The following is a 20,653-nucleotide window of genomic DNA, read 5'->3' on the forward strand; positions in this document are numbered from 1 at the left end:
ATGGCTTCAAACAAAATACAATTTAGAAGTATTCACGAACTTAAAGACCCGGCTTTAAACAATAAGCTGGCTCAGAAAGAGTTCCAGGAAGAAATTCCGGTAGAAGATTTCCTTGGAGATGCTGAACAGAATGGTTCTAGTACTTCAAGAAGAGATTTCTTAAAATTATTAGGATTCTCTACTGCAGCCGTAACATTGGCTGCTTGTGAAGCTCCGGTAATTAAAACGATTCCTTACGTGGTAAAACCTCACGATATTATTCCGGGGGTTCCTAATTACTACGCTTCAACATATTTTGATGGTTTCGATTTTGCTAGTGTTTTAGTAAAAACCCGTGAAGGGAGACCCATTAAAATTGATCCGAACCCGGCTGCTGGTGATTTAGGTAAAACTAATGCAAGAGCTCAGGCAAGTGTACTTTCTCTTTATGATAATGATAAAGTAAAACAACCTAAGTTCGAAGGTAAGGATGAAACTTTCGATAAAGTAGACGGTTTTGTAATTAAGGGGTTGGAAGAAGCTAAGGCTTCAGGTAAAAAAATTGTGTTATTATCACATTCTTTTGCTTCACCTACTTTCAAAAAATTATTCGCTGAATTTAAAGAAAAATATCCTACAGCTGAATTAGTAACTTATGATGCTTTCCCTTATTCTGCAGCATTAGATGCAGCTCAGGAAGTTTTCGGACAAAGAGCATTACCGGTTTACGATCTTAAAGGATCTGAATTAGTAGTTGCTTTCCAGGCTGATTTCTTAGGAGATTATAACGCAGGAAGTGTTGAAACTTCTTATGCAGCGGCAAGAAAACCGGGAGCAACCATGTTGAGACACGTACAAGTGGAATCAAACATGTCTATCACTGGTGCTAATGCTGACGAAAGAGTGAGATTAAAGCCAAGTCAGGTAAACAAAACATTAGTTGAAGTTTACAATGCAATCGTAGGAGGTGCTACTTCTGACAAAGTTGCTTCTGAGCTTGCAAAAGAACTTCAGGCAAAAGGCAGCAAAGCTGTTGTTTTCGCTGACGGTTCTAAAGGTGCTCAGGTTTTAGCTCATTTAATTAACCAAAAATTAGGTTCAGTTGCTTTCACTGGTAAAGCTAACTTCCTAAGAGATTTCGACAACGCAAGATTCCAGGAATTCCTAGGATGGGTAAATGCAGGTCAGGTTGGTGTTTTAATCACAAACAACGTAGATCCTATTTATTCTTACCACAAAGGAGAAGATTTCAAAAAATCTTTATCTAAAGTTCCTTACGTAATCGCTGTTGCCGATAAGAAAAATGAAATGTACAAAGCAGCTAAGGCTGTAATTCCTGTAGCTAACTGGCTAGAATCTTGGGGTGATATTGAACCTCAGACAGGTGTATATTCATTAATGCAGCCTACGATCCAAAAAATCTATAAATCAAGACAGATTGAAGAATCTTTATTGGTTTGGAAAAACGGAAAAAACAGCGCTGCTAATAATTACTACGATTATTTAAAGAATAGTGCAACTTCTATTTTAGGAGCTACTTCTTTCAACAAAGCTTTATATAACGGGATCAATGTTTCCAACAATGCAACGACATTGTCTTACGCAGGTGGAAACGGAGCTCAGGCTATTGCTGAATTAGGAAACTTTAAAGCTTCTGACTTAGAATTGGTATTATATACTAAGACTTCAATGGGAGACGGAACTCAGGCAAACAACCCTTGGTTGCAGGAATTACCGGATCCGTTAACAAGAATGTCTTGGGATAATTACTTGACAATTTCTCCGAAAGATGCAGAAAGATTAGGTATTGATAACGATCTGAATGCAAGAATGCAGCTGGATGGTTCTATCGTAAACCTTACTGTAAACGGAGTAACAATAAAAGATGTTCCTGTATTTGTACAACCCGGTCAAGCTGACGGATCTGTAGGTCTTGCACTTGGTTATGGTAAAAAAGATTCAGGAGCAACAGCTGATACAGGTGTAAATGCTTATCCTTTATTCGACGGTTCTAACTTAGTTGTTTCTAACGCTAAAATCGAAAAAACAGGAGAAGATCACGAATTTGCAGGTATCCAGCTTCAAAATACATTAATGGGACGTTACGAAATCGCGAAGGAAGTTCCTTTGGCTGAGTTCTTAAACGTAGCATTCGATGATGAGCATAAAGGATGGAATAAGCCTTTGGAATATCACACCATTAGTGGAGCTCTTCCGGCTAGAAAGATTGACCTTTGGGATGCTTTCGATGATACGGACGGACCTCACTTCAACTTATCTGTTGACTTGAACTCTTGTACTGGTTGTGGAGCATGTATTATTGCTTGTCAGGCAGAAAACAACGTTCCTGTTGTAGGTAAAGAAGAGATAAGAATGTCTAGAGATATGTATTGGTTAAGAATTGACCGTTACTATTCTTCAAGACAAAAAGTGGAAGTATATGAAGGATTAAAAGAAGGAATGGCTGTACCAGAATTGTACGGAACTGCTTTTGGCGGCGACGGAGGTGCATTGAACCACCCTGCTGATAACCCGGATGTAATCTTCCAGCCGGTAATGTGTCAGCACTGTAACCACGCTCCTTGTGAAACTGTATGTCCGGTAGCGGCTACTTCACACAGTAAGCAAGGACAAAACCACATGGCTTACAACAGATGTATCGGTACGAGATATTGTGCAAACAACTGTCCTTATAAAGTAAGACGTTTCAACTGGTTTACTTATAACCTGAATGATAAATTCGACTTTAATCAAAATAACGATTTAGGAAGAATGGTGCTTAACCCGGATGTTGTGGTAAGAACGAGAGGGGTAATGGAGAAATGTTCAATGTGTATCCAGGAAACTCAAGCTACAATCTTAGCTGCTAAGAGAGAAAACAGAAAAGTATCTGACACAGAATTTAAAAATTCTTGTGCTTGTGCTGCTGCTTGTTCTACCGGAGCAATGACGTTTGGAGACATGAATGACAAAGAATCTGAAGTGAGAGAATTATATTCTAGCAACAGAAGATATTATTTACTAGAAGAGATCGGAACAAAACCAAATGTGTTCTATCACACTAAAGTAAGAAACAGAGTAGAAAAATAAAGTTTAAATAATAAATAGGTAAAAAATGTCAGGACATTACGAAGCTCCGATAAGGGAACCTCTAATTATTGGTCACAAAACTTATCACGATATCACAGAAGATATTGCACGACCTATCGAAGAAAGAGCAGGTAAATTATGGTGGATCTCACTATACGCAGCCTTAGTTCTATTTTTATACGGATTCGGCTGTATCGCCTACACTATCGGGACAGGTATTGGAGCATGGGGGCTTAACAGAACTATTAACTGGGGTTGGGATATTACCAACTTCGTATGGTGGGTAGGTATCGGTCACGCCGGAACACTTATCTCCGCAGTATTATTATTATTTAGACAGCGTTGGAGAATGTCTGTAAACCGTTCAGCGGAAGCGATGACGATCTTCGCAGTTGTACAGGCGGCAATCTTCCCTGTAATCCACATGGGTAGAGTCTGGGTAGGATATTGGGTATTCCCTCTTCCAAACCAGTTCGGTTCTCTTTGGGGGAACTTCAACTCTCCTCTACTTTGGGACGTATTTGCGATCTCTACATATTTCTCAGTATCAACTGTATTCTGGTTCATGGGATTAATCCCTGACTTTGCAATGATCAGAGATAGAGCAAAAACTCCTTGGACGAGAAAAATTTATACATTCCTAGCATTCGGTTGGGGTGGTAAAGCAAAACACTGGCAGAGATTCGAAGAACTATCTTTGGTTCTTGCAGGTTTGGCAACTCCACTTGTATTCTCGGTACACACAACCGTATCTTTTGACTTCGCAACTTCGGTTATTAAAGGATGGCACTCTACGATCTATCCTCCTTACTTCGTTGCGGGAGCAATCTTCTCAGGATTTGCAATGGTACAGACCCTATTGTTGATTGCTAGAAAAGTTTGTCACTTAGAAGACTATATTACAATGTATCATATCGAAATTATGAACATCGTAATCATCCTTACAGGTGGTATGGTAACGGTAGCTTATGCTACAGAATACTTCATCGGATGGTATTCTGGATCTAGATTTGAAGACTTTACTTATCTTTCTCCGGGTGCTGCTGTTGGACCTTACTGGTGGGCTTTCTGGGCATTGATTACTTGTAACTTAATTGTTCCTGCTTCATTCTGGTTCAAGAGATTGAGAACGAATATTATCTGGACTTTCATCGTTGCATTAATCATTAACATCGGTATGTGGTTTGAACGTTTTGATATCATCGTTATCAACCTTTCTAGAGACTACTTACCAGGATCTTGGACAATGTTTAAACCAACGATCATTGATGTGGGTGTATACTTAGGAACAATCGGGTTCTTCTCTGTATTATTCTTATTATATGCAAGAACATTCCCTGTAATTGCACAGGCCGAATTGAAATCGATTTTGAAAATATCAGGTGAAACTTATAAATCAAAAGAAGGAGATGAGCACCACTAAAATTGTATATGGACTTTATGCTGACGACGACGATTTAATGAACGGCGTTAAAGCATTCAACGATAAAGGAATCGCAATAAACGAAGTTTATACTCCGTTTCCGGTTCACGGGCTAGACAAAGCTTTAGGGTTAAAGAAAACAAGAATTTCTGATGCTGCCTTCTTCTATGCTCTGTATGGTATCACCATCGGGAGTACTGTAACTTGGTATGTGATGAATCACGACTGGCCTCAAAACATTGGTGGTAAACCTGCTTTCGACTGGGCACACAATATGCCTGCTTTCGTAGTTCCAATGTTTGAATTGATGGTTTTCTGTGCCGCTCACATGATGTCATTAACTTTCTTAGTAAGAAACAAAATGTATCCTGGAGCTCCAGCTCAGAACCCAGATCCAAGAACGACTGATGATAAATTCATGATGGAATTCGTAACTGAAGATGTAGAATCTGTAAAACAGTTGCTTATTGAAACTGGAGTTGAAGAAATAACTGTTAAAGACGCTTAAAATGAAAAAGAATGTATTAAAAATTACAGCGGTTTTAGGTTTAACAGCAGTTTTGCTTAATTCTTGCGGACCAAAAGAAAATACACCATTGGTATATTTCCCTGATATGTATTTTCCCGTAGCTTATGATCCATTGATGAAAGCTCAGGATGCGTATTCAGATCATGAAAATGAAATTCCTGCATTTGTTAAAAATAACGGCGCAACAGGTCTTTCTCCTGTAGAAGGAAGTGTTGCTCAGAATAAAGATGGCGTTTTTGAAGAAAGCTTGCTTCCAAAAAACGTAAATGAATATAACGCTGGTTATGACGCATCAAAATCAATGACTTCTTCCCCTTTAAATCCTGCAAATGCTGCTAAGGACATCGAAAGAGGAAAAATGTTGTTCGACCATACTTGTTCTGCTTGTCATGGTGTAGGTGGAGATGGACAAGGACCAATCGTTCAATCAGGAGCTTTCTCTGGTGTACCAAACTATGCCGATAGAGAAATTACTGTAGGATCTGTTCATTATGTATTAACAAACGGTAGAAATGCGATGGGATCTTATGCGGGACAATTAAACGCAGGAGATAGATGGAGAGTAGCAATGTATGTGATGAGTGCCTTCAAAAAAGGAGGAGCAGCACCGGCAGCCGCTACAGCGACAGCGGAAGCAAAACCTGAAACTACTACCGAAACTAAAAAATAAGAAAAGAAATGTATAGTTTTTCACCAAAATTAAAATCAACTTCTTTAATACTTCTTGTTGCAGGTTTAGTTCTGTTCGGCATTGGTTTCTTTATGAATAAAGGACTTAGTACTGAAAAGATAGAACAAATGATGGAAGCTGTTCATGCTTCTGGTCATAATGCACCTACCCATTCAAGTGAAATGGTAGGACCACAAGATCACGCTGCTCACTTAGAGCACACTGAGCTTCAGGTTCACAACCAGCCTTTAGCAGCAATACATTTTGTAGCTGTATTTTTCTTCGGAGTAAGTTGTGCCGTACTGTTCTTTTACTGTATTCAGCACGCAGCTCACGCAGGTTGGCCAATTATTATTACAAGAGTCATGGAAGCTATTGCTTCTTATATTCCATACGGAGGAGCTATTTTGATCATTTTAATGCTTTTAAATATCACCCACCAAGGACACCTTTTCCATTGGATGGATCCGGATTTGACAGATCCTAATTCTGCTCATTTCGATGTGATCTTATTCGAAAAGAAAAGATTCTTAAACATCCCTTTCTATTTTGTCAGAACTTTCATTTATGTATTGGGAGCTTCTTTCTTCGCTTGGAAACTGAAAGCTCAGTCTAAAAAAGTAGATGAGACAAAATCAAAAGTAGAATACCAATTCCTTTACAGATGGGCAGTAGGATATATCGCATTCTTCGGATTTGCTTCTGCAGCTTGGGCTTGGGATTGGTTGATGTCTATTGACCCTCACTGGTATTCTACAATGTATATCTGGTATTCTATGGTTAGCTGTCTTTCAAGTGGTATTGCTGTAATTATCTTACTAAGTGTATATCTTAAGAAAAACGGATTCCTTCCTCAGTTCAATGATAATCACTTGCATGATTTAGGAGTATTCCTTTTCGCTACAAGTATGCTTTGGACGTATACATGGTTCGCTCAGTTTCATGCTATATTGGTATGCGAACGTTCCGGAAGAGGTGAACTACTTCTTTGGAAGATTCCAACACTATGGTATTACATTCTTACCAATGTTGATCATTAACTTCGTGTTACCATTATTGGTATTGGTAAGTTCAAGCATCAAGAGAAACTACAGAGTGGTTACCATTATGGCAGTAGTAGTGATCTTAGGTCACCTTTTAGATTACTTCAACATGGTAATGCCGGGAACAGTAGGACCATACTGGAACACTCCTGAAGTATTCTTATTAGTATTGGGAGCTGTTTTATTCGTAGTTGGATTATTTATGTTTACAGTGCTTTCAGCATTAGCTAAATTAAAATTGATCCCTACAGGAAACCCTTTCCTACACGAATCTGAAATTTACGAATACCCTTTTTAAGGATTTTGTAACAAAATAAATTTATAAAAGACTGATTAGTAAAATAATCAGTCTTTTTTTATGCAATAAAGTGAATAATGGAAAATTTCCCTGTAACCTTTTGTAACTTTACTTGTCTTACTGATCAAAGATGATATTTAAACTAAAAAAATAACTATGAAAAAAACCTTACTGTTACAAATCATTTTCATTTTTGCCTTGCAGTTTTTCAATGCACAGACCATCACTTTCATTTCAGAAAAAACAAATAAGCCTTTACCAAAAATATCCGTGTTCGGAAAAGACGGAAGCATTCTTGCCTTTTCGGACATCGACGGTAAAATTGAAAAACAATTATTAAAACCCGATCAGGAAAAATTTCAGATTGTCTATGATAATTTGTCGGTGGCAAGTTTATCGTATTCGGATTTTGATAAAGAAGTGATAAAGATTAATGACCGGATAAAAGACATCGAAGCAGTTGTCATCAAAAATAATAAACCTGCAAAATACATTTTTGTAAAAGGTAATTTCAATACTTACGTTACGGTAAACAGCAAACTGAATTGCTATGCCGACGGAATTGTAACTTATATTTTCGATAACAAAACAAAAAAACTGAAAAGCACGAATGTTGAACAATACCGTGTTTTCAGATTAGAAGATGTAAAGTTTGAGAAAAAACAAACTGCAATGTGGGATTACGATGCCACAATGGAAGTTCCGGATTTGAAGGAAGTCGGAAATATTTTAGATTACAAGCAAAGAAATTCTGTGATGAAAGAATTGAAAGGCGATCAAAAAGATCAGGTTGAAATTACCGGAGAAGCGTTACAGAAAAAAGAATTTGCTCTATTCGGATATCGATTTTTTGATATGAAAAGTATCTTGAATGTTTCTTACGAAAAAGCATCAAAAAAAACATTGAGAGATTTATTGGAATTTAACGAAATCGGTTTTATTAAACTTAAACATAAAAGCGAACCCGAATACAACCAACTCGTTCTTTATACCAACTTCTACCCTACAGAATTAGACTTCAAAAACGACAACGATATTGAAAAAGTAAAATTCAAAACAGACAACAGCGATTACACCACAAAATATTGGGAAGATTCTTCTTTTCCGAATATGCAGACTGTTTTCAGTTCGTTTTTTAAGGATGATTTAAAAGAGAAACAAAATAAAAAATAAAATCCTCTATTAATAAAGGTTTTAGTATTTTTGTGGTAAACCGAAAAAAATGAAAAAGTTTTCTTTTCTACTAATTCTCAGCTTATTGCTTTTTACAGCATGTAAGAAAGATCATGTAGATGCTACGAATACTAAAACTTTACAGTCGAGTATCAATGATATGACGGCTAGTCTTCCTACCATTAAACAAATTAAATTTAATGAAGCGCTTTACATCCTGAAAACTTTCGGTGTAGAAGCGGATGGCGATGTAGCAGAATTAAAAGCTCTTGGGCAATTGATTAACGGAAAAAAAGTTCCGGAAATCCTGACAATGGCAGACCAGACCGCACAGAAAAACGGCATCGAATGGGCAAGTACAGCCCCACCATCATTAGGAGAAATGAATATCTTCGGTGACGATAAAGCAAAAGAAAGCGATCCGAATGATGTAAAAGCAAATTCATTAAGCATCATCACAAGACCAACAGGAGACGACGGAGCGGGAGCACCAACAGCGCTTCAGATTGTACCAAGATTGGTAGACAATGCCGGAAATCCGGTTGCATTTACCGGTGCAGGTTTAGAAGCGACTTTAGAGGTTTTCAGTAATGGTGTAAAGCTTTCTACCGCGAAAAACTTAATGCAGGATAATAATTTCAAAGGATTTAATTTAAAATTCTCTTCAATTCCTGCAGCTCAGGTTGTTGATAATAAAATTGATATTACGATTTCGGTAAAAACTACGGCAAAAACTTTCAAAATGACTAAAATTGGGTTGGATGTAAATCCTTCTCTACTGAAAGTTCCTGCTGCTCCAAAAGTAGATTCAACAGCTGTAAACCAGGATCCAGCGGTAATCGATCCGAATAATCCGGGAGCAACTGTACCTACTACAGATCCAAATGCAACGACTACACCTGCGACAACTCCGGCTGCACCAAAACAGCCTGCAGATCCTAAAAATACAGTAAGCAGCTTCTTAAATAATGTAAGCTCACAAAATTTAAAGGCAGCATACAATTCGGCAAATAACCCAAGTTGGGGAAGCTATGAATCTTTTTCTAATCCAAACTCAGGGTTTGGATCTGTGAAAAATGTAAGTGTAAAAAACATTACAACAAATGCCAATAATGCAAGTGCTGCAAGTGTAAATGCTACTTATGACGTTACCGATAAAAGTGGAAAAACAACTTCCCTGAAAGTAACTTTCGGACTTAAAAATGTAAACGGAGACTGGAAAATCTCCAGCTACAAAATCAATCCGTAAAAAATGGCTTCGCAAGATTTAATTAAGAAATTAGAGGAAACGATTGAAAACATACCTGATTTTCCGATTCCGGGAATTCAGTTCAAAGACATCTCTCCTATTTTCTTGAATCCTAAACTGTACGAAGATGTGATCGCAGATTTAGTTGAGTTCAGTAAAGGAAAAGTGGATGCCGTTTGCGGAATCGAAAGCCGCGGTTATCTTTTCGGAATTGCGATTGCAGTAGCTTTGGAAGTTCCGTTTATCTTAATTAGAAAAGCCGGAAAACTTCCACCACCGGTAATTTCAGAAAAATATGATCTGGAATACGGAAGTGCCATCATCGAAACCCGTGAAGGACAAATAAAACCCGGACAGAGAATTCTCATCCACGATGATCTTTTGGCAACAGGAGGAACTACGGAAGCCGCAGCAAAATTAGTTGAAAAACAAGGCGCAACAGTTTCTCAATTCAGCTTCCTGATTGGCTTAAAAGAATTGAACGGAAAGGAAAAATTAAAAAAATTCAATGCAGAAGTTTATCATATTTTAGAATATTAAACTTTTGATATAAAGAATAAATGCTTCGACTCCGCTCAGCATGACAATGGCTAAAAATATAATTTCACAGATGTCACGCAGAGCGGAGTCGAAGCGTTTTAATGATATATAAATAGCAATTCGATTTAATTCTTTAAATAAAATCAATAATACTGACAAAGTATTTTGTAAATCACTCAGAAACAATTAAATTTGCAGTTCAATTTTTAATAATTTATGGCAAAACTTACAAACGAGCAAGAGGGTAAAGAAACAGTTGAGTTTTTTAAAGATCTTGACAGAGAGGCTTTAAACACAGAAAAATTCCTTGAAAAATACTCTAAACAACTAGCTATTGTTTTTGGAGTACTTGTTTTAGGTGTTCTGGGTTTCTTCGGTTACAAACAATTTGTTGTGACTCCTAAAAATGCAGAGGCTGTAAAAAGCTTCCTTGCAGCTCAGAAAAATCTTGTCGATGGTAAAGATAAAGAAGCATTGGGAGGAAAATCTGCTGCAAACCCTGGTTTTGTAGGAACTTACAATGAATATTCTGCAACAAACATCGGTAAACTTTCTGCTTACAACGCAGGGGTTTTGAAGTTTAAGGAAGGAAAATTCCAGGAGGCATATGATCTTTTAGATAATTTTTCGTCTGATAACAAAACCATGATGGCAATGAAATTCGGTGTAATGGCAGATGCAAAATCTGGTCTTAATAAGAATGACGAGGCTTTACAGTTACTAGACAAAGCGTCTTCTGCGACCAACGATCCTTATACGACGTATTATTTTACTAGAAAAGCTGGTATTTTGGCTCTAGGTTTAAATAAAAAGCCGGAAGCTAAAAAATATTTTGCTACAATTGACGAAAAATATCAGGACTACGACAACGGAATGTCTGATTCTTATATTGAAATGACTAAATATTACTAAACAATGGCAACAGTTAATCTTTCCGATTACAAGCCACTTAATATAACCAATGCCGATGAATTTTCTATCGGCATTGTTTTTTCTGAGTGGAATGATTTTGTAACCTACAATCTTCGTGATGCGGCTCTGGAAATCCTTCAAAAAGAAGGGGTAAAATCTGAAAATATCAAACTTTTTCCGGTTCCGGGAGCTTTCGAACTTAATTATGCAAGCATGCAGCTTTGCAAGGAGCGCAAATATGACGCGGTAATTTCCATCGGATGTGTAATCCGTGGAGAAACACCTCACTTCGATTACGTTTGCTCTGCAGTTGCTCAGGGAATCAAAGATTGTAACATTATGACAGACACTCCTACCATTTTCTGTGTATTGACAGACGATACGAAAGAACAGTCTATCGCAAGAAGCGGTGGAGACTTAGGAAATAAAGGAGTTGAAGCAGCAGTAACGGCTTTAAGAATGATCGATTTCAAGAAAAATCTTACCGACAGAAAAGGAAACATCGGCTTCGGACATTCTTCTTAAGATCTCTTATAAATTAAAATATGAAGGACTATTTTTTATAGTCCTTTTTTTTGTTGAGAAACAAAATATTCATTATTTAGAACCTGTTTAAATTTTATTCAAACATTTTAAAAAGCAATACTAATTTTTTTACGCAAAGTTTAATTCAATAGTAATTTAATTGAAGTGAGCAAAGATGAATCAACAAGTTGATTTGATGAAGCGCTGTTTTCACGCTTTGCGAAGCAAATTTTATTTGCCTTTGCCTTCTAAAATAATGCGAGATGTAAATATAATCTTTGCGTTAAAAATAATAATGTATTCCCCTTAAGTCTTTCGATACAAAACTTTTACTATCAAGAAAATATAAAAAACCTATTTCAAACAGTTACAAAAATTCTAAATGTCTTCAAAATTCATCATTAATATTACATTTTAGTTTTATATTAGATGATTCTATATATCAACTATATTTGTAAAAATTAATATAATCATAACGTAATGTTTATTCAAAAAATAAAACCTTTCCTGTATTTAGGAGTTTTTTATCTTATTCTTTCTTTAATTGTAAGATTGGTATTCATCTTCCATCCTATTACAACAGCCAGTTTTGGATTATTTGAGATACTAAAAATATTGCTGATCGGAATTCTAAATGACGCTTTGGTTTTCGTTTTAGCGAGTTCCTTTTTGGCGCTTTACTTTTTATTTTTATCTAATTCTAAATACAAAAAGCCTTACGGACAGATCATTTTAGGGATTTTAATATTGATATTTTTATACATTCTACTCATTCCAAATAATATTTTTAAGCAATATGGAGGTTCAATTGCAGAAATTGCTTTGGCTTTTATTGGTTTAAAAATAATTTTATCTGCTCTAATGCTTTTCTTACCGGAAAAACGTTTGAAAATCAGAAACATCCTGTATTTCATCACTGTTTTTCTGTATGTTGTATTAATTGTTTTCAATGCGGTAAGCGAATATTTCTTTTATAATGAATTTGGCTTAAGATATAATTTCATTGCGGTAGATTATCTTATTTACACCAACGAAGTCATTGGAAACGTGATGGAAAGTTACCCTGTCGTTCCTTTATTCTTGGGGATTTTTGCTATTGCCATTTCAATTACCATTTTCATTTATAAGAAAACAAAAAATGAACTTCTGGAGCTTCCGAATCTGAAACAGAAATTCGTTTTATTGGGTTCATTTCTAGTTTTAATTGCAATCAGCTTGTTTGGATTAAGTTTTACGACAAATTTTAAATCACCTAATGTTTTTGAAGAAGAAATTCAGGCAAACGGTTTACCCAAATTCTATTGGGCATTTACGCATAACGAATTAGATTATTTCCAGTTTTATCCTCAAATGAGCCAGAATCAGGCTGAAAAAAACTTTTTAAGCCAATATTCTCAACCTGTTTTAAAAAGAAATATTACTCCTGATCAACCCGAATTAAAGAAAAATGTTGTCTTAATCTCTATCGAAAGTTTATCGGCAGATTTTCTGGAACATTACGGAAATACGCAGAAAATAACACCTTTTCTGGATAGTTTAGCCGATCGTTCGTTGATGTTTACCGATCTTTATGCCACAGGAAACAGAAACCGTTCGTGGTCTGGAAGCTTTGACGCTTTGTATTCCGCCGACTGCAGGAGAAAGTGTGATAAAAAGAGAGAACAATAAAAATAAATTCACGACCGGAAGTGTATTCAAATCTAAAGGGTATGATGTGAAATTTTTATACGGCGGTTACAGTTATTTCGATAATATGCAGGATTTCTTTGCCGGAAACGGATATGGAATTGTCGACAGAAATAATTTTAAACCCGAAGAAATCACTTTTGCCAACGTTTGGGGAGTTGCCGATGAAGATATGGCGAAAAAAGCAATCCAGACGATGAATGCAGAATCAAAATCCGGAAAGCCGTTTTTCAATCATTGGATGACGGTTTCCAATCACCGACCTTTTACGTATCCGAATGGGAAAATAGATATTCCCGGAGATGCAAAATCTCGTGAAGGAGGCGTAAAATACACCGATTATTCTTTGCGTAAGTTTTTCGAAATGGCAAAAAAACAGGATTGGTACAAAAATACGGTTTTCGTCATCATTGCAGATCACTGCGCTTCAAGTGCGGGAGACACCGAGCTTCCGATGGATAAATACAGAATTCCGGCTATGATTTTCTCTGAAGGATTTATTCAGCCTCAAAAGTTTACAAAAACAATGTCACAGATTGATGTGATGCCAACTCTTTTCGGTTTGTTGAATTTTAATTATCAATCTAAATTTTTGGGTCAGGATATTTTCACAAAAGAGTTTCAGCCGAAAGCTTATATTGCAACGTATCAGGATTTAGGATTTGTAAAGGATAATTATTTAACGATCATTTCTCCGTTAAGAAAAGTAAAACAATATGCTTTAACTCAACAAAAAAACAATCTGAGTCCGGAATTTAATATTTATTTTGACGAAAAGCATTTAAATGAACCTGAACAGAATAAAAAACGTATTGACGAAACGATTTCTGCTTATCAGTCTACCTCATTCTGGTTGAAAAAGAATCAGCTTAACCGCTAATTAATGACAAAAATATTTTCTTCATTCATAGAAAGTATGCTTTAAATTTTTAAATTTACATACAAATAAATACAAACTATGAAATGGACAGACGACAGAAGCGATAATGTGGACGACAGACGCGGAATCGGCGGTGGAGCCGTTGTAGGAGGCGGATTGGGAACCCTTATTATTGCTGCAATTATATTTTTCTTAGGCGGAGATCCTTCAGCTGTACTTTCTTCGGGAAATACGGGAACGAACTCTGCAAGAACAGAACAAAGAGATTTAACTCCTTCTGAACTTAAGGTTCGTGACTTCGTGAAAATGGTGACCGCCGAAAACGAGCAAACATGGACGAAAGTGTTCGCAGAAAACGGCTTGAAATATACGCCTGCAAAAGTAGTTTTGTTTGAAAGCGCAACACAATCCGGTTGCGGAACGGCACAATCTGCGATGGGACCTTTTTATTGTCCTGCAGATCAAACCGTTTATATGGATATGAGTTTCTTTAAGGAACTGGAGCAACAATTTGGTGCAAAAGTGACAGAGTTCTCGATTGCTTATGTTATGGCTCACGAAATGGGACATCATGTTCAGAATCTTTTGGGAGTCTTAGATGAAACCAATAAAGCAAGAACAAGCGGAAATTATTCGGAGTCACAACTCAACAGAGTTTCTGTTGCCACAGAACTTCAGGCAGATTTTTATGCCGGACTTTGGGCGAAACAAACCGATAGCAGAGAACATATTTTAGAACCCGGAGATATTCAGTCTGCGATGGATGCTGCAGAAGCGGTTGGAGACGATAATATTCAGAAAAGATCACAAGGATATGTGAATCAGGAAAGCTTTACACACGGTTCTTCTGCGCAACGTAAAGAATGGTTCATGAAAGGCTACAACACCGGAGACATGCGACAAGGCGATACTTTTAATCAGCTTTTGAAATAATTAATTTAAATCATATAAAAATAAAAATCCCTGAAGAGTTTCTTCAGGGATTTGTTTTATTGTAATTCGATCGGATTACTGTTTTTCTTAGCATCATCTTTCACTCTCTCCTCCATTCTTTTTCTCATATCGGCAGGATTTTATAATCCGAGCCTTTGAGTTTATGCTTAAATTCTCAGGTTCATTTACGCTAGCTTTATATTTTACATTTCACACCATATTCCTGCATAATAAAATGAATCGATGGTTGGTAAAATCGATCGATTTTTTGTTTCCTGAATCCTTTTATATTTCCTTTTAAAATCCACAACATTATTCATTAATTTCTAATGGTTATATTCAAATTATTATCTTTTATAATGATATAGATCAGAAGTTTAACTGTTAATTTGTAATCTAGGGAATTGCCCAAAACCAAGCATCCGAATTTCATATATTTCAACAAATTTATTCCAGCAAATAATAAATTATTAAGAAAATAACTCTACTTTTGAGTATGTTTAGGTAGGGAAAATCACATCATGAAAAAATTTATTATTTTATTACTGTGTTTGCTTAGTAATTTTTGTTTTGCACAATCATATGCTAAGCTTTTAAGCAAAGAGGTTTTTGATTTGAATCAAGAAAGACTTTCAGACCCAGATAGAATGATTTCTGTGGGAGAGCAAATACTCAGTGTTTCAAAGAACCAGTATGATATTTCTGTGGGGTATTTCAACATAGCAAGTGGATACGGAAGAAAAGAAAATTTTGCTAAAGCCATTTTTTTTGCAAAAAAATCGGATTCTATACTTAAAAAGCTAAATATAGAAAAAGAGCGTTTTGCGATGAATTATCTTATAGGACTCGGCTATAAAAAAACAGGTTTAATGCCTCAAGCTTATGAGCAATTGACAGAATTAAAGAAAATGACGAAGCAGCTTAATAACCAAGATTATTATTCTAAAGTTTTACTTTTTGAGTCGTTGCTTTTATTTGATGATAAGAAATATTGCCAGGATATACCCGTAAAAGAAAAGACCATTAAACTTTATCTCAGCAATATTGACATTGCTAAGAAAAATAAAGAACCAAAAAATATACTCACTTCGATGTATATGATTCTTTCTAAACTGAGAGCCTATCTCTCGTTTGAATGTATTGCCTGTGGAGATTTTGTATCGGCTAAAAAACAGGTCTTAAGGTATGAAAAAATGTATGAGGACAAAGATATCAAACCTTATCTTGAGGAAAAGTTTGAGTTGTATTTTCTATCTAAGGCATTAATCGATACAAGAGAAAACCGTGTAAACAGCGCAAGAATAAATTTTGACAAAGCAGAAGGTGCCGTACGACACCGCAAATACAAGTCTATGCATCTTCTCATATTAGAACAGCGCCTGAAAGCCGATATTGATAGTAATGCAGTAAAGAATAAGCTTTTTGATGATTTTGTAAAATTAAGAGACAGCTTAAAAGAACATAGAACTCAGACAATATCTGTGGAAAGTGCTGTACAACATAAAAAAGCTGAATCTTTGAGCAAATCTAAAAATATTTTGCTGGTTATGGTCGGCTTATTAATGTTTGCAATTTTTACATTGGTATATTTTCACATAAAAAGAGAAAAAAGAAACCGGGAAAAGTTCAATAAAATTAATAAAACATTAGAAGAGAGTCTCAAAAAAAAGAAAGCTCGTACAGGTACACAAAATACTGTTGGCATTTTACCCATAAAGGAAATAATCGACAAAACAGGCTCAAGAATAATGTCTGAACAAAAGGAAGCCGAGCTCTTACAAAAGCTGAATGAATTTGAAAAAGGAAAACAATTTACCACAAAAAACTTCACGTTGAGCGATCTTGCCCATTTACTCAATACCAATACAAAATATACGAATTATCTCATCAAAAAGTATCGAAAAAAAAGCTATAGTGATTATATCAACGGATTGAAAATTCATTTTATTTTAGAATACTTCTATGAAGACCCCGTACACTTGAAATATAAAATTCAGTATTTTTCAGAATTGGCTGGCTTTTCATCCAGTGGTTATTTTGCTAAAATATTTATGCAGGAAACAGGACTTTCTCCTTCGAAATTCATTTCTTCTTTAAAAAAGCAACCACTCGCAACAAAACTCTAAAAATCTAAATATTAACCAATTGCAACTTTAATGTCGATAATATTCTGGAATATTATCGATATATTGTTTGTTTTTAACCTCATGTTAAGAGTAGTTTTGCAAAAGGTATCAGGCAATATGTTTGATTATATTTCATTCAAAACACACACACACTAAAAACATCAAGACGATGAAAAAAAAAGTTATTAACATCCCAAGCAAGTTAAAAACCAAAAAAATTTAACATTAAACAAAAAAAACAATGAAAAAATTATTTATTATTTCGAGTACTTTAATTTGTAATCTGATGTTCAGTCAAGTTGGTATCAACACAACAACTCCTGACTCAAGTTTCTGCACTTGATATTCATTCTGATAACAAAGGAACACTTTTCCCAAGAGTTGAAATTACGTCTGTCACAGATGCGGTTACGATCCCCAATCCAGCAAAAGGATTGATGATATACAAACCATCTTCCACAAACATAGAAGAAGGGCTATATGTAAATGTAGGAACGCCATCAAGTCCTAAATGGTATTTGGCTACCAATACAAAAAAAACCGACGCTGTCTTAACGAATCCTGCCTATATGATGGCGTATGAAAACGGAGTTACTGATCAATATATGGTCTACAGTCCCACAGTTCCTTTGTATACCTTTAAAACAATTGAGTTTAAGAGCTTCACAAGCCCAACACATTCTACAGAAATCACATTGCCAAAAGACGGTATTTTCGCCCTTTTGGTAAGACCTGCATTTAATGTCACCTTTAATTCTATTGCAACCAGAGCCACATCGAATGCATTTATGAAAGTTCAGTTCAAAGTTGACAAAACTGATCTGAACAATGTTACGTCAGTGTTTGATTTTTTTAGAACTCAGTTTTATATCCGTCCTGCGACTGGAACATCTAGTAACGACCAAACTTCACTTCAGGCAAGCACACTCTTTATCTCCGGAAAAGCAGGTGAAAAGTTTACTTTATCCGTAAGAATGGAACAATTGACGGATAATGATGGTCTAGTTGAAAGTGTGAGATTATTAGGAGGTAGCAATTCAGGATATTCATCTTTTGCCATTACTAATGCAGAATCTCCGGATCTGTATTTACAATAAGAATCATCATCATCATTAAAGTAAATATTTGTTATTAAGCCATCCCTTAAAAAAGGATGGCTTAATTTTTTATTGTAATTCGATCGGATTACTATTTTTCTTAGCATCATCTTTCACTCTCTCCTCCATTCTTTTTCTCATATCGGCAGGATTTTGGTTTCCACCACCGCCTCCGCCACGGTTTCCTCCTCCGCCGCCAATTCTCATGGGACCACCACCTCCACCTTGAGTCATAAACGACATCGGATCTTCCTGGAATTTTTTCTGCTGTTTCACATAATCTCCTCTTTTTACTTTAATGGTATTTCCAAATTGGTTTAAAGTTGGGAAATCAGCGATTTTATAGTTTTTCATTAAATCAAAAGAATATTCTCCTTTATCATCTTCCGCTTTTACAATTAATCCTGGAAGTCCCCCGAATTTATACGGTCCATCCTGATAAGGCAAATCTGTTGTAAACCAAGCCGTCCATTTTCTCCCTCCGAAATCCGCTTCAGCTTTCTGTACTTTGTACTCCCCTATTTTTGTGGTTTCAGAAGAGATTTTCCAGTTGATGGGTCTGTCTTCCTCATACGTATAAGCATCTCTGCCTATTCTGTCTTTGAAAGTTGTTTTTTGATTTTTTTTATCTTTTTCGATAGAATAATTGATATTCGATCTTAAACCTTCCATTTGATCTCTGTTGAAACTTCTCGCTCCGCCACTTTGAAAAGTCGCCTGCATGATAGAATCTCTTTTAATCCTGTTTTCAGAATAAAAAACAGATTTTTCAGGAGAAATATCTAGGTATGCATTTTCTGTTTTAACATCGCTTTTATTAGAAGCGTCGGGTTTCATGGTAACCTGATACACAAATCTGTTGGTTTGCGCAAACGCAGTCTGCATGAATAACGCTAAAGCAATAACGCCTAATTTTTTCATTTATATTATCTTATTTATTTTAATTCAATTGGGTTTTGACTTCCGCCGCTAAAAGAACCTCCGTCTTGGGTAGAAACCTTGCATCTGGAAACCATTTCCTCCACCCATTCCTCCTCGGTGCATTCCACCGCCACCGCCGTGACCACCGCCACCTCTCATTCCGCCCATTCCGCCGCCATTCATTCCTCCTCCTTGTCTTCCGCCACCGTCAAAATCCTGCATTTGTCCACTTTTATTTCCTGCCATAGATTTTCCACTTTTAACTTCTAATGCCAATGCGGCTTTATCTCCGTGGAAATTAATTCTTGTACTTTGTTTAGCTTCAGAACTTATGGGTTCTTCAAAAGCATTTTGAACGGTAATTTTTTTAACAAGATCAAATTTATAATCTCCGTTCTCGTCTTCCAGTTTCACAATGAGTCCCGGTAATCCGGAGAATTTATAAGGTCCGTCTGAAACATTTATATCTTTTGTAAACCACGCCGTCCAGATTCTGCCTCCAAAATTTACCGTCGCTTTTTGGGCAGAATACCCGTTTTGTTTTTCAACATCGTTTGTTATTTCCCATTTTATCGGTCGGTCTTCCTGATAATAAATTTGCTTCCCACCTACTCTGTCATAGTAATAAACCTTTTGCTCAGGAATACTTTTAGTGATGAAATATTCAAAAAAAGTGGGCTCGATATGCTTTTTCGTTCCCGATTTTGATAAATCTTTCCCTTCTTTTTTATTATTTTCTTTTTCGTCAGGTTTAAAAGAAGCAAAAAGAGAATCTTTTATTAATTTATTTTCACTGATGAATAAAGATTTACTGCCTTTAACATCGAGAAACGTTTTTTCGATCTTCATGCTTACCAGATTAATTGAATCCGGATTTACAGAAGTTTCATAAACGTATCTTGTAGTCTGCCCATGCGACATTGCTACTATAAACAATACAAAAAAACCAAGTAATTTTTGTCTCATTGTTAATTTTCTTTATAGATGAATAATATGATTCAAAGTTAAATCAAAAACAGAGTCTCAGCGGTTTTGCAAGAAAATTTATACAATTTTAACATTTTCAATTATCGTTAAAATAGAGTTAATAAGATCGGAATCATTAAAATAGATATCTTCGATTTGAGATTGCGGAAATTAGTTCGTATTTTTGCACTATTAAATCATTCTAAATAAATACAATGATAAAAGTATCAGACCAAGCAAAGGCAAAAGCGATCCAACTTATGACGGAGGATGGCTTCAACCCTGCTGAAGATTATATAAGAGTAGGGGTAAAAAGTGGAGGATGTTCTGGGTTAGAGTATGTTTTGGGATTCGACAATCAAAAAACAGACACAGATCAAATTTTTGAAGACAATGACGTGAAAATCGTTGTTGAAAAAAAAGCTATCCTTTATCTTGCAGGAACAGTTCTTGAATATTCAGGAGGATTAAACGGAAAGGGGTTTGTTTTCAACAATCCTAATGCATCCAGAACGTGTGGTTGTGGAGAGAGTTTTTCTTTATAATTAGAAATTAGAAGCTAAAGGTTAGAAATTGGCAGATCGCAAAAACTAACATTAAGGTCTAAATTCTA

The 20,653-nt window shown here is 35.8% G+C and carries 15 protein-coding genes and 2 pseudogenes; 15 read left to right on the forward strand and 2 right to left on the reverse strand.

From position 1 onward, the window contains the following. From J3D55_RS01005 to J3D55_RS01070, 14 genes and pseudogenes are all read left to right on the forward strand, one after another. A complete protein-coding gene (locus J3D55_RS01005) occupies positions 1–3,069 on the forward strand; it encodes a TAT-variant-translocated molybdopterin oxidoreductase (protein ID WP_259127341.1) in 3,069 nt (1,022 codons plus the stop codon). Between the two features lie 25 nt (positions 3,070–3,094). Beyond that, positions 3,095–4,492, forward strand: coding sequence for an NrfD/PsrC family molybdoenzyme membrane anchor subunit (nrfD, locus tag J3D55_RS01010; protein WP_259127342.1), 1,398 nt, complete (start codon positions 3,095–3,097; stop codon positions 4,490–4,492). Next, positions 4,479–5,000, forward strand: a complete 522-nt coding sequence (locus J3D55_RS01015) for a DUF3341 domain-containing protein (protein ID WP_259127344.1) — start codon at positions 4,479–4,481, stop codon at positions 4,998–5,000. The genes nrfD and J3D55_RS01015 overlap by 14 nt, the downstream gene beginning before the upstream one ends. 1 nt (position 5,001) lies before the next feature. Next, complete coding sequence (locus J3D55_RS01020) at positions 5,002–5,691, forward strand: c-type cytochrome (RefSeq protein WP_259127345.1); 690 nt, start codon at positions 5,002–5,004, stop codon at positions 5,689–5,691. An 8-nt stretch (positions 5,692–5,699) separates the two neighbouring features. Then, positions 5,700–7,032, forward strand: a pseudogene (locus tag J3D55_RS01025) (quinol:cytochrome C oxidoreductase). A 156-nt stretch (positions 7,033–7,188) separates the two neighbouring features. Further along, the gene (locus tag J3D55_RS01030; RefSeq protein ID WP_259127348.1) at positions 7,189–8,205 is read left to right on the forward strand and encodes a hypothetical protein; all 1,017 of its coding nucleotides are present in this window, start codon (positions 7,189–7,191) and stop codon (positions 8,203–8,205) included. A gap of 49 nt (positions 8,206–8,254) precedes the next feature. Beyond that, entirely contained in the window at positions 8,255–9,454 is a 1,200-nt protein-coding gene (locus J3D55_RS01035) for a hypothetical protein (RefSeq protein WP_259127350.1), read from the forward strand. A gap of 3 nt (positions 9,455–9,457) precedes the next feature. Next, entirely contained in the window at positions 9,458–9,994 is a 537-nt protein-coding gene (locus J3D55_RS01040; protein WP_259127351.1) for an adenine phosphoribosyltransferase, read from the forward strand. Positions 9,995–10,210: 216 nt separating this feature from the next. Next, positions 10,211–10,906, forward strand: a complete 696-nt coding sequence (locus J3D55_RS01045; protein WP_259127353.1) for a YfgM family protein — start codon at positions 10,211–10,213, stop codon at positions 10,904–10,906. Positions 10,907–10,909: 3 nt separating this feature from the next. Further along, complete coding sequence (gene ribH / locus J3D55_RS01050; RefSeq protein ID WP_259127355.1) at positions 10,910–11,431, forward strand: 6,7-dimethyl-8-ribityllumazine synthase; 522 nt, start codon at positions 10,910–10,912, stop codon at positions 11,429–11,431. 480 nt (positions 11,432–11,911) lie between these two features. Then, a pseudogene (locus J3D55_RS01055) lies at positions 11,912–13,997 on the forward strand (LTA synthase family protein). Between the two features lie 78 nt (positions 13,998–14,075). After that, entirely contained in the window at positions 14,076–14,930 is an 855-nt protein-coding gene (gene ypfJ / locus J3D55_RS01060; protein ID WP_259127356.1) for a KPN_02809 family neutral zinc metallopeptidase, read from the forward strand. 521 nt (positions 14,931–15,451) lie between these two features. Then, complete coding sequence (locus J3D55_RS01065) at positions 15,452–17,056, forward strand: helix-turn-helix domain-containing protein (RefSeq protein WP_259127358.1); 1,605 nt, start codon at positions 15,452–15,454, stop codon at positions 17,054–17,056. Positions 17,057–17,355: 299 nt separating this feature from the next. Beyond that, complete coding sequence (locus tag J3D55_RS01070; protein WP_259127360.1) at positions 17,356–18,153, forward strand: phage tail-like protein; 798 nt, start codon at positions 17,356–17,358, stop codon at positions 18,151–18,153. Positions 18,154–18,222: 69 nt separating this feature from the next. Here J3D55_RS01070 and J3D55_RS01075 read toward each other — a convergent pair whose 3' ends face one another. Continuing rightward, complete coding sequence (locus J3D55_RS01075; protein ID WP_259127363.1) at positions 18,223–19,074, reverse strand: GLPGLI family protein; 852 nt, start codon at positions 19,072–19,074, stop codon at positions 18,223–18,225. Positions 19,075–19,122: 48 nt separating this feature from the next. Continuing rightward, positions 19,123–20,040, reverse strand: coding sequence for a GLPGLI family protein (locus J3D55_RS01080; protein ID WP_259127364.1), 918 nt, complete (start codon positions 20,038–20,040; stop codon positions 19,123–19,125). A 215-nt stretch (positions 20,041–20,255) separates the two neighbouring features. Between J3D55_RS01080 and J3D55_RS01085 the strand changes: the two genes are divergently transcribed. Continuing rightward, on the forward strand, positions 20,256–20,585 hold the full coding sequence (locus tag J3D55_RS01085; protein WP_259127366.1) for a HesB/IscA family protein: 330 nt from the start codon (positions 20,256–20,258) through the stop codon (positions 20,583–20,585). The last annotated feature ends 68 nt before the right edge of the window (positions 20,586–20,653 follow it).

Origin of the sequence: Chryseobacterium ginsenosidimutans (assembly GCF_024807225.1) — a bacterium.
Classification (GTDB): Bacteria; Bacteroidota; Bacteroidia; order Flavobacteriales; family Weeksellaceae; genus Chryseobacterium; species Chryseobacterium ginsenosidimutans.

What these genes read in the sequence shown, in the direction of transcription:
- J3D55_RS01005 (WP_259127341.1), top strand. Translation starts at nt 1, where the DNA reads ATGGCTTCAAACAAAATACAATTTAGAAGTATTCACGAACTTAAAGAC.
- nrfD (WP_259127342.1), top strand. Translation starts at nt 3,095, where the DNA reads ATGTCAGGACATTACGAAGCTCCGATAAGGGAACCTCTAATTATTGGT.
- J3D55_RS01015 (WP_259127344.1), top strand. Translation starts at nt 4,479, where the DNA reads ATGAGCACCACTAAAATTGTATATGGACTTTATGCTGACGACGACGAT.
- J3D55_RS01020 (WP_259127345.1), top strand. Translation starts at nt 5,002, where the DNA reads ATGAAAAAGAATGTATTAAAAATTACAGCGGTTTTAGGTTTAACAGCA.
- J3D55_RS01030 (WP_259127348.1), top strand. Translation starts at nt 7,189, where the DNA reads ATGAAAAAAACCTTACTGTTACAAATCATTTTCATTTTTGCCTTGCAG.
- J3D55_RS01035 (WP_259127350.1), top strand. Translation starts at nt 8,255, where the DNA reads ATGAAAAAGTTTTCTTTTCTACTAATTCTCAGCTTATTGCTTTTTACA.
- J3D55_RS01040 (WP_259127351.1), top strand. Translation starts at nt 9,458, where the DNA reads ATGGCTTCGCAAGATTTAATTAAGAAATTAGAGGAAACGATTGAAAAC.
- J3D55_RS01045 (WP_259127353.1), top strand. Translation starts at nt 10,211, where the DNA reads ATGGCAAAACTTACAAACGAGCAAGAGGGTAAAGAAACAGTTGAGTTT.
- ribH (WP_259127355.1), top strand. Translation starts at nt 10,910, where the DNA reads ATGGCAACAGTTAATCTTTCCGATTACAAGCCACTTAATATAACCAAT.
- ypfJ (WP_259127356.1), top strand. Translation starts at nt 14,076, where the DNA reads ATGAAATGGACAGACGACAGAAGCGATAATGTGGACGACAGACGCGGA.
- J3D55_RS01065 (WP_259127358.1), top strand. Translation starts at nt 15,452, where the DNA reads ATGAAAAAATTTATTATTTTATTACTGTGTTTGCTTAGTAATTTTTGT.
- J3D55_RS01075 (WP_259127363.1), bottom strand. Translation starts at nt 19,074, where the DNA reads ATGAAAAAATTAGGCGTTATTGCTTTAGCGTTATTCATGCAGACTGCG.
- J3D55_RS01080 (WP_259127364.1), bottom strand. Translation starts at nt 20,040, where the DNA reads ATGAGACAAAAATTACTTGGTTTTTTTGTATTGTTTATAGTAGCAATG.
- J3D55_RS01085 (WP_259127366.1), top strand. Translation starts at nt 20,256, where the DNA reads ATGATAAAAGTATCAGACCAAGCAAAGGCAAAAGCGATCCAACTTATG.